The organism is bacterium (assembly GCA_040755755.1).
Taxonomy (GTDB): domain Bacteria; phylum SZUA-182; class SZUA-182; order DTGQ01; family DTGQ01; genus DTGQ01.
Genome location: JBFLZW010000083.1, coordinates 1 through 9,690, shown reverse-complemented (window position 1 = coordinate 9,690; position 9,690 = coordinate 1). Strand labels below are relative to the sequence as shown.

The window sequence follows — 9,690 nt, the reverse complement described above, 5'->3', positions numbered from 1 at the left end:
TAGAGTCCAGCGCCGTAGATACCCCGGCCATAGAGGCTGCTGAGGCCACCGCCATAGAGGCTGCTGAGGCCGCCGTAGAGTCCACCGCCGTAGAGCCCGCCGTAGAGTCCAGCGCCATAGATACCCCGGCCATAGAGGCTGCTGAGCCCACTACCATAGAGACTGCTGCCGTAGAGACTGCTGCCGTAGAGACTGCTCAATCCCAGTTGAGCATGGGCAGATGAGGTTAATGAGCTTATGATTGATATTGAAAAAGCTACCACGAGTGCCTTCAAAAACCATTTTTTTTCCACTGTTACTCCCTCACACTTATACGTTACGTTAGTCTAATTTATTACCTTTAACTGAAGATGTAACTTATAGATAATAATTAATTCTATAGATCATCCTCCATCCGCATGCTAATGATTTACACCCCCTTTCAAAACCTGGGACATAACTTATTTAATCCTTCTGCCGGGTAAGAGTGCAATCGGAATGCCAGTATTATCAGGCAACAGAAAATGCTGCGGGATTATTGGATACGCTCTTTTGTTTAATCGTTCAGGTATTGCCGGTTGGGGAGCTCATGCTGTATTGCAAGACTGTCAATTAAGGATAATTATTATACCTCTGACATAAGGCTTATGAAGCTGATTTTCTCCGATTAATTAGCATACTAAAAACTTTATCCATTATCAAGCGAAATCGAATTCAAGGATAAAGCCTGGGGGTGGCTGAGCGGGTGGAGAGCCTCATGGAGGGAAAGGCAAATCCAGGCAATATGCCTCATGAGGCATATTGCCTGGATTTCATGACGGGAGCCTATTTGCTTGCCGAAAAAGTGCCTAATTCTATATTGGTACCGGTTGCCGTATTTGTCAGGGTATAGGCCCCCTGGAGGGATGTCCCCTGGACTGTGGCAGTAATTTTTATACCGTAAAGAATAGGGTCAGAGACACTTCCAGCGGTTGTGCCGTTAAGGTTAAGAATACCGCCGCTTTCCAGTGTTCCATTCACCGGAATCGTTTTCACGACACTATTATCGGAAAAGAAGGTAACGGTGCCGTTTACGGCTGCCGCAACCTGTGTCAGCTCAAGAGTAATCGGCTGAAAACCGGTCCCATTGCCTCCGCCCCCGCCACCGCAAGTGCCGGCGGTTGCAGAGGTAGTCCCATTGCTTGACCGCATTGAACCGGTGTTGGTGGTCCTTCCGGAGGTTGGTGCACCGGTGGAACTGTAGTTTCTCACCCACCTGCCCTGATATGAACCGGTTATATCGGTTACGGCGGCGGTAGTATATCCTGCAGCGGCCGGATAATAGGTTTGAGCAGCCGGATAATAGGTAGTTGAACCGGCGGTAGAATATGGACCCCGATAGTAGGTGGTAGCTGCGCTCGGAGAATAGGTTGCGCCTGCCGGATAATAATACGAGGTACCGTTTGCGGCAGGAGCATAAGATCCGGCATAATAGGAATTATTCGATGCCGCGTAGTAGCCGGATGAGCCGCCGGCGTAATATCCCTGTGCGGCACTGGATGTATAAGATGTATAAGGAGAATACGTACTCTGAGCCGCATAGCTGTTCGGATAATAAAAGGAAGACTGCGGCGTGGTATACGCGGTAGCACTCGACGGACTGTAACCACTCTGGTAATAATAACTCTGGGGTGATGCAGTGCTATAAGCAGAGGTATTCGAGTAGTAAGATGATGGAGTATACGAGTTGCTGTTGTAGGAATAAGGATAGCCAGTATAAGTGTTACCAGAGTATGTATTGCCGGTATTATAGTAGCCGGAGGCAGATGGCTGATAATATGAATTGCCGGGCACGCCATAATAGCCGTGAGCATATTCAATCCGGACTGTTGTGCCGAAAATGAGGGCGAGTACCAGGGTATTCACAAAAAGACGAAATACCCGGATATTGTCCTTTCCTTTCGGCTGTACTGAAAGATAAGGTTTGTTAAGCATTGTCTGTACTTCCTCCAGTCATGAGCTGATGGTATCGTCATATGGGCTTGCTTTTCCAACGGGCTTGCCTTCTTCAGAATCCATGCGTCCGAGGGCAAACAGTATGGTCGCTTCAAGAAATTTCCCCAGCCAGATTTTCACCCTTTATAACCTTGAGCTGGTTCAATTACAATTACCCCACCTAACCTCAACTTCACCTAACCTCAACTTCACCTAACCTCAACCTTGCCTAACCCTGACTTTACTCAACCTGACTTTCAGAACCCAGACCTCCAGCTTAAAACCATGTCTTTTTTCTGAGTAAACTCTCTTTCCCCTCCTTAACGTCTTGTATGATTAAACCGATAAGCCACAGTTGCATAATTAGTTCCAGCCGGATGAACAGCAGTGAGGGGCAACTGCCGGATACAGCATCATCCCTTTATGCAGGGTGGAGGAAAATATCTATGACTTTAAGGGTATAATTTATTGTGTGGTGGTGTGGGAGTATGATTGGGTAGCGCGGCCAAGTACTACCGGCGCAGGGAATATCTCTTCAGCAGGGACCGGATGAAGCATCCTCCCTGGGATGATTTGAGCTCCCGGTGCACATCACTGGTGGAAGAATGAGAGAGATCAGCCGGATTAGCCGTACCATCCGGGTCATCGGGACTGTTGGGATCTGAATCCGGATCCGGGGTATTGGGATCTGCCAGGGCATTCGGATCCAGGACAAGCACGCTCTTCAAGCCCTGCGCTGGTTCGCCGGTAGCCTCTTCGGAATAAATATCCTGAAAGATAAACTGGTATTTCAGACTGACCGGCGGCGTTATTGAAGGAACTATCGATAACGATTTCGTATATATCTTGCCATCGGAATAGACCATATCGAGGGGATCAAGCTCTTCCATGTCGTGGACTTCGGCCCCCTGGTAGATACCATCATTGTTTACGTCCAGCCATAGTTTCTTGGTTTTTGGGGGGAAATCGTGCAAATTGACATATTGCACCTGAAATTGAAACTGAAACTGGGACCGGCCAGGACCGCTGTCCGGATTAACCCCATCCTGGAGATAACCCTGCTCTCCGGTCCAGGTCAGATAAACGGGAGAGCTGACTGCAAGCTGTGAGACACTCAGAAAAGGCTCGCCGATAGCCATGTTTTTCCCATCCGAGAAGACGAACTTATACGAGATGCTGCCTGCTGCCGAAGAGACGATGTTAATCAGAAGACGATAGATCTTGCCATCTGCTGTAACCGTATCTGACGGGGTCAGCGCTTCCATGACATGCTTTTCATTCTGGCTGAAGTTATTGTCTCCATTCTCGTCAATCCAGACCTCTTGTGTGGCCGGAAGATCATTGTCCTGATCCTGATAGGAGATCTGAAATTCGTAGTTTTTTCCTGCCGCTTCACCCCTGAAGCGAACACCCTTGGTGAATCCGGGCTCGCTGACCCAGGAGAGAACGGGTACGGAGAGATAGGGAGTCAGGGAAAAGGTATGATCGTTCGCGGGTTCTCCTGCGACCGGAGTATTGCCGCAGGTAAAATTGAAACGGTACTTGATACTGACTGTGCCGACCGTATTCGAGTCCGGCAGATACAGGCAGGAAATCGACTTCTGATATCCACGGCCTGCAGAAAAGCTTTGAGTATCGATGGCCTCCATGAGAAATTTTTCATCCTGCTCATAGGTATTGTTGCGGTTTACATCGACCCACACCTCGGTGACGGCAGGCGACTCATTCTCCAGATCGCGATAGCGGACCTTAAAAGTAAAGGCTGTGCCTGCCGGGGCAGTGTCCGGACTTACTCCGTCTGACTCATATCCGGCAGTGGTCATCCACTCCAGAGCGGGAGGGCTGTTCCCCAGGAGAACCTGATGACTCTTGGTCGGTTCTCCCGTTGCCTCATTTGTTCCGTCGCTGAAAACAAACCGGTAGTTGATTCTGCCATCTCCGGTACCGACATATTCCACGGGGGTTGTGGCTTTGTAGATAACTCCCTGGAGATAATTATTTCCCAACTCCTCCATGTCTATGATTTTATCCTTAATCGGACTGGCCGGATTGATATAATAGATGCCATCGTCATCCTGATCGATCCAGACTTGAAACTTTTGGGGGCGGGAGCCGCTCGTGTTCTGGTATTTGACCCGAAACTCAAAGGAAGTCCCCGCCGGGCCGCTGGCCGGATTGACCCCGCCGTTCTGATAATTGGTCTCTCCGGTCCAGGAAAGGACCGGAGGAGGAGTGGCCTGAAAGCGATAGGAATAGATATCATAATTATTCGTCTGGTTCTCCTCCCAGAGGAGCATATATTCTTTAGTGTCGGCCTTATATATGGCTGCAACGGGAGAGTCCAGGCGTGAAAAACCCCATAAATGCAGCAGATTGGAATCGGAAAACCTGCTCTGACTGTCAAGAAAACTGCCTGCGCTGCTCAGGCGGACAGAGCAGATTTCAGGTTTCCCGAACCGGCCATCCTTCCAGGCTACCAGGTAATGATTTCCACACCATGTGGCTGAAGGATTCGTCTGGTTCTGCAGGGCCTCGGCGATGAAAAAAGGCCCCCGGGAGTCGGGGGTCCCATCAGCGGAAACCAGAATGCCCGCTATATCGGTAAAATTATCCAGGAGATGGACGTCCCAGACTACCAGAAAATCCAGCCCGTCTGAAACGGCCATGGGATTGAATTTCAGATCCTCGCCTATGCAAATGGGTATTGCCGGACTGCCTGTTACCTGCCCCGATGGAGATATCCGGCAGCCATAAATATCACAGGAGGATTCACTGGTCTGGTATTCCCAGACCACAAGATAACCTGTTCCGTTAAAGGCCAGGTGAGGATTTGTCCCTCCGCCTGCGGCGATGAGCAGGCCGCCGTTTGCGGCAGTGCCATCGAGCAATTGCATATTGGCGGTCAGCCTCATGCCATAAATTTTGGCTGGCGTGGTCCGGTAGTCCTGCCAGATGACCAGGTAATTCTGATCCTGGCCGTTCCAGGCCAGAGCAGGCAGAATCTGGTCATTACCGACCGTGCAGATGGGCACACCGCCCCCCTGGGAAGCAGGGCTGTCCAGGACACTGCCCGTGCTGTTTATCCTCGTGCCGTAGATATCGGCATTCCCGTTGCGGGTATCTTCCCAGATGACGAGATAGCTGTTTCCGTTCCAGGCTACTGCCGGGGATCTCTGATCGCCCTGGGCAGTACAGATGGGAAAAGGTGTTGCCTGCTGCTGCTGATTGTTGGTCTGAATAAGGCCGTAGATATCGGATGTTCCATTGTTGAGGTTTTCCCAGACCACCAGCATCGTTCCCTGCCCTGAATAGGCAGCCTGGGGATGGATTTGATCGAGATTTCCTCCGCTGACCAGGACGTGTTCCAAGTACAAGCCATAAACAGGCAGGGAAGAGGTGAAGAAGAGAAAGGACCCGGAAAGAAAGATTGTCACTATCAAGAATGCCGATGAAGTGATAAAATGGATTTTTTCACGGATACGGGAAATAAGCCTATTCAACTGTCTCATCACCTTTCTTTCAGGATATTATGATGCCGGTACGTCATCATGAACAGGGAACCCATCGTCCGGTTCTTGTTTCAGCTCACAGGGAGAGCAATAACTGTGCCATAAGTTTTTACCAAAGGTAAAACATAATAAGAACAAATAGTTAAATCAGTCCATATCACCAATACTCCCCTGTTCTATAAGGAAATGGTATTGATAGAATCATGGACAGATCAATTATTGGACAACATTCAAGGAGAGTGGATATATGCAGGTAGCATACTCGAGAAAAAGAGCTGTTATTTTGACGGTTATCTTCATGGCTGCTTTGAGTTCCGGCTGCTGGCCCAGGAAGCCGGTCAGCAGGAATGTCCTTGTGCCGGGAGATGGAGAAAGAAAAAACCTCAAGCCGCTTCCCAATATTCTTCTGATCTCGATCGATACCCTGCGTGCCGACCATCTGGGGTGCTATGGATATCGGGGGATTCCGACCCCTCACATCGATCATCTGGCCAGAGAGGGTATGCTGGTTACTTCCTGTTACACGCCGGTTCCGATTACCCTCCCCAGTCATGCCACCCTGATGACCGGGCAGTATCCTCTGGCCCATAATGTCCGGGACAACGGGACCTTCCGTCTCGGAGAGGAGAGCCTGACCCTGGCCGAGATTTTAAAAAGCAAGGGGTATCAAACCGCTGCCTTTGTGGGGGCCTTTGTGCTCGACTCCCGCTTTGGCCTTGACCAGGGGTTTGACATTTATGATGACCAGATGGAGTTGGAGGGGAAGAAATCGGACCTGCTGTTTGAAGAGAGGCGGGCTGAAGAGGTTATCGGGGCTGCCGGTAACTGGCTGGACCAGAAGCAGCCCGGCCCGTTTTTCCTCTTCATTCATTGCTTCGATCCCCATGCGCCCTATCATGCCCCTGCACCTTACGGGAGGGGAATAGAGGGCTGCGATGACCCGGCCAATCTGGCTTCCTGTTATGACCAGGAAATCGCCTATACCGACGATTGCCTGGGCAGGCTGTTTGAGAAGATGAAAGAGCTGGGAATTTTCGACCAGACTTTGATCTGCTTTACAGCGGACCATGGCGAGAGCCTTGGAGAGCATGGGGAGCCGAGTCATTCAGTTTTTGTCTATGACAGCACCATTCATGTCCCTCTTATCATCAGGTATCCGGAAAAAATTCCCCGTGCTGAGCGTTTCCTGCGTCAGGTGAGCAGTGTGAGTATTGCGCCCACGATTCTGGATATGGCCGGGATTCATCTGGCCGATTCCAAAATGCAGGGTGAGTCTCTCTGGTCGATGAAGACAGCAGCGGGACAGGCTTCTTCCCAGGATCCGGATAAGGAGGCGATTTACTGTGAAACCTATTTCCCCTTCTATAATCATCACTGGAGCCCGCTTCAGGGAGTGAGAACATCGGAGTGGAAGTATGTCAAGGCCCCGAAACCCGAGCTTTACCAGCTTGCAAACGATCCACGGGAGCTTTCCAACCTCTTTTCCTACCGCCAGGACCAGGTCGCGGTTATGGAGAAGCTCCTGGATGGAATGAAAAAAAAGTATTCACTCCAGGGCTCCCGGGAAAAAGCCCACGTGATGGTCATGGATGAGGATACCCGGCGCAGGCTCGAACGCCTGGGGTATCTGTGGACCGCACCGGCGCAGGAGGATCCCGTAAAAAAGGAGATCGGTAATTATCCGGATCCCAAGGATATGGTCGTCGTTCTCAACTATTTCAATGTGGCTGCCTATCATTACCTGCGCTACGAATATGACCAGGCTATCGGCTTTTTCCATAAGAGCCTGGAGATCGATCCCAAGGATGTATTCGCTCACTTTATGATTGGTTTCATCTATAACAAAACCGGACAATTCGAGAAGGCACGGGACGAATTTCTGGAATGCATCCGTCTCGATCCGGCTTACCTGAACGGATATGTCAACCTGGGAGGGGTGTATTTGAAGCTGGGGCAGAAAGAGAAAGCCTTCGAGCAGATCGAGAAAGCCCGGAAACTGGATCCTGAATCTATCGAGATCTATCAAAATCTGGGTGTTCTCTACAGTTACAGCGGTGAATACGACAAGGCCATCGAGGCTTTTCACGAGGCTTTGAAAAGGGATGCCAGGCACATCGAGGCCCTGCGGGGCCTGGCCGGTGTTTATCTGGCAAAGAAGGATTATGCAGCCGCTCTTCAGCATGCCGGGAAGGCGATTGAGCTTGATCCCCAGAACGTGGATGCCTACAATACTCTGGGAGCCATTTATCTCGCTCAGGGAAAGATTACCGAGGCGGAAGAAAAGATACGGCAGGCTTTAAAATTCGATTCCCGGAGAGTCGATACCCTGCTGAACCTGGCAGACGTTCACATTCAGAAGGAGGAATACAGCCTGGCCAGACAGGAGATCAGCCGGGTTCAGGAAATCGATCCCGATGTGGCCAAGGCGTATAATGCCCTGGGCATAATCTCTTTGAAAGAGGAGGATTATTCTCAGGCGCTCCGGCAGTTCCAGAAAGCGCAGCAACTGGAGCCGGGGTCTGCCGAGATTCTCTATAACCTGGGTCTGTGCTACTCTCGTCTCAATGATTCCGACCGGGCAGTTCAATCGCTGCAAAAAGCCATTGAGCTTGATCCCGGAAATCTGAAGGCCCGCATCAGTCTGGGTGTTACCTTTCACCATCAGCAAAAATTCGACCAGGCTATCGATGCCTATCAGTCTGCCCTGAAACTTGATCCGGACAACATTGATACCCTGTTTCAACTGGGATTAGCCTGTCAGGATAAGGGAGACAGTGAGCAGGCCATCAACATCTATAAACAGGTTCTGGTCAAAGATGCCAGGCATCTGAATGCACATATCAAACTCAGCCTGCTGTACTTTGCACTGGGGCAGACAGACCTGGGGATAGAAGAATGCAGGCGCATCCTGGAGATCGATCCAGCCAACGAGGCTGCCCATATCAATTTGGGATTCACTTTTTTTCAGCAGAAGGAATTTGATCGGGCCATTGCCGAATACAGCCAGGCGATACAGAACAACCCGGACAATCCGGTCACGTACTTTCATATGGCTAACTGTTATCTGTGGAAGCAGGATCTGTCCAGGGGTATCGAATACCTGCAGGCAGCCTTGCGGGTCAAACCGGATTTTCAGCCAGCCAAGGATCTTCTGGACCAGATTCAATCCTCCCTGGGAAGTGAAAATCAATGATTGAATGGAGATAGTTAATTTTTTTTCATATGTGTAATCTTTTTCCTATAGTTTGTCTGTCGCGCGTCATATCCTGTCCGGGTGGCAAGGCATATAATTATAGCTAAATCAATAATTTGTTAAGATTGGTTTTCTTTGTAATAATTTGGCATATTAAATGCATATTATAAAATACGTTCTGAGAGACAGATCGAATCTGGCAATTACCAAATCTTGATGGTAGTTTTTTCTATCGTATTTATTCTGTAAAAATTCTTCCCTGAAGAAATCTTTAATTAATGGAGTAACAAACTAGCCTGATCATGGCCCTCCATCGCTCAGGGAGAGTCTTGTATAAGGCTTTGCTGTGATTTTCTTCATGCGGTGAGGTAGAGGCAGTGCTATGTCTGGTGGTCATAAAATTTATGACCATGATATTTATGATCAGAGAATTTATGGATCGATACCGGGTATCTGCCGGGATTGCAAACTGCGGCGAGACAGCGATAAAAGATACGCATGCCTCTGCTGGAAAGGGGGTGATGGAAGATGCGCTAAGTGCGGCAACATGTATTATTAACTCAATGATAACCTTTCGTTGATCATGAGAGGAGAAGAGAGGAATATACCCAAAAGAGAGTGAAAATGCTTGTGAGAGAGTCTTGAAAGATCCCGCTTGGGCTTTTGAGATGGAAAAATCCCCGATAATGTGGCCATTAATGGTTTGTGTTCATGAGTATGATTCCCCAAGCATGGTTTAGCGCAAAAAGTTCTGTAAGGAGATTCTGATTATGAATTTGAAAAAAAATTGGTTAAAGAGAGTTGTCTTGAGTTTGGCAATCCTCATGGGATTGGTTTTGATTTCATCATCGATGGTTCAGGCAGCGAACTGGATCAACCTCCCACCTTATAATACCTTATGGCCGCTATGGTCTCCGCCTCTTTCGCCGACTAATCCTCTGACCGGACTTCCCACCCCGATTGTCAGTAACCTCAAGCCGAGCACCGTTCTGCCCGTACAGCCCGGTCTGACCTGGGATCCGCGCAAGACCTATC

5 protein-coding genes are annotated in these 9,690 nt (G+C 49.5%); 2 read left to right on the top strand and 3 right to left on the bottom strand.

Annotated features, from left to right (window positions below; translation table 11 throughout):
* The 3 genes from AB1611_21360 to AB1611_21350 all read right to left on the bottom strand — a co-directional run.
* A partial coding sequence (locus AB1611_21360; protein ID MEW6382132.1) for a hypothetical protein occupies positions 1-293 on the bottom strand: 293 nt, incomplete at its 3' end.
* Between the two features lie 511 nt (positions 294-804).
* Positions 805-1,953, bottom strand: coding sequence for a hypothetical protein (locus tag AB1611_21355; protein MEW6382131.1), 1,149 nt, complete (start codon positions 1,951-1,953; stop codon positions 805-807).
* 512 nt (positions 1,954-2,465) lie between these two features.
* Positions 2,466-5,462: a hypothetical protein gene (locus AB1611_21350; GenBank protein MEW6382130.1), complete on the bottom strand. Its 2,997-nt coding sequence runs from the start codon at positions 5,460-5,462 to the stop codon at positions 2,466-2,468.
* A gap of 247 nt (positions 5,463-5,709) precedes the next feature.
* Between AB1611_21350 and AB1611_21345 the strand changes: the two genes are divergently transcribed.
* Positions 5,710-8,655: a tetratricopeptide repeat protein gene (locus AB1611_21345; protein ID MEW6382129.1), complete on the top strand. Its 2,946-nt coding sequence runs from the start codon at positions 5,710-5,712 to the stop codon at positions 8,653-8,655.
* 770 nt (positions 8,656-9,425) lie between these two features.
* Positions 9,426-9,690: hypothetical protein (locus AB1611_21340; protein MEW6382128.1), on the top strand; the 265-nt coding region annotated here is incomplete at its 3' end.

Excerpts from the sequence above, each read along its gene's own strand:
- AB1611_21345 (MEW6382129.1), top strand. The coding sequence starts at position 5,710 with ATGCAGGTAGCATACTCGAGAAAAAGAGCTGTTATTTTGACGGTTATC.
- AB1611_21350 (MEW6382130.1), bottom strand. The coding sequence starts at position 5,462 with ATGAGACAGTTGAATAGGCTTATTTCCCGTATCCGTGAAAAAATCCAT.
- AB1611_21355 (MEW6382131.1), bottom strand. The coding sequence starts at position 1,953 with ATGCTTAACAAACCTTATCTTTCAGTACAGCCGAAAGGAAAGGACAAT.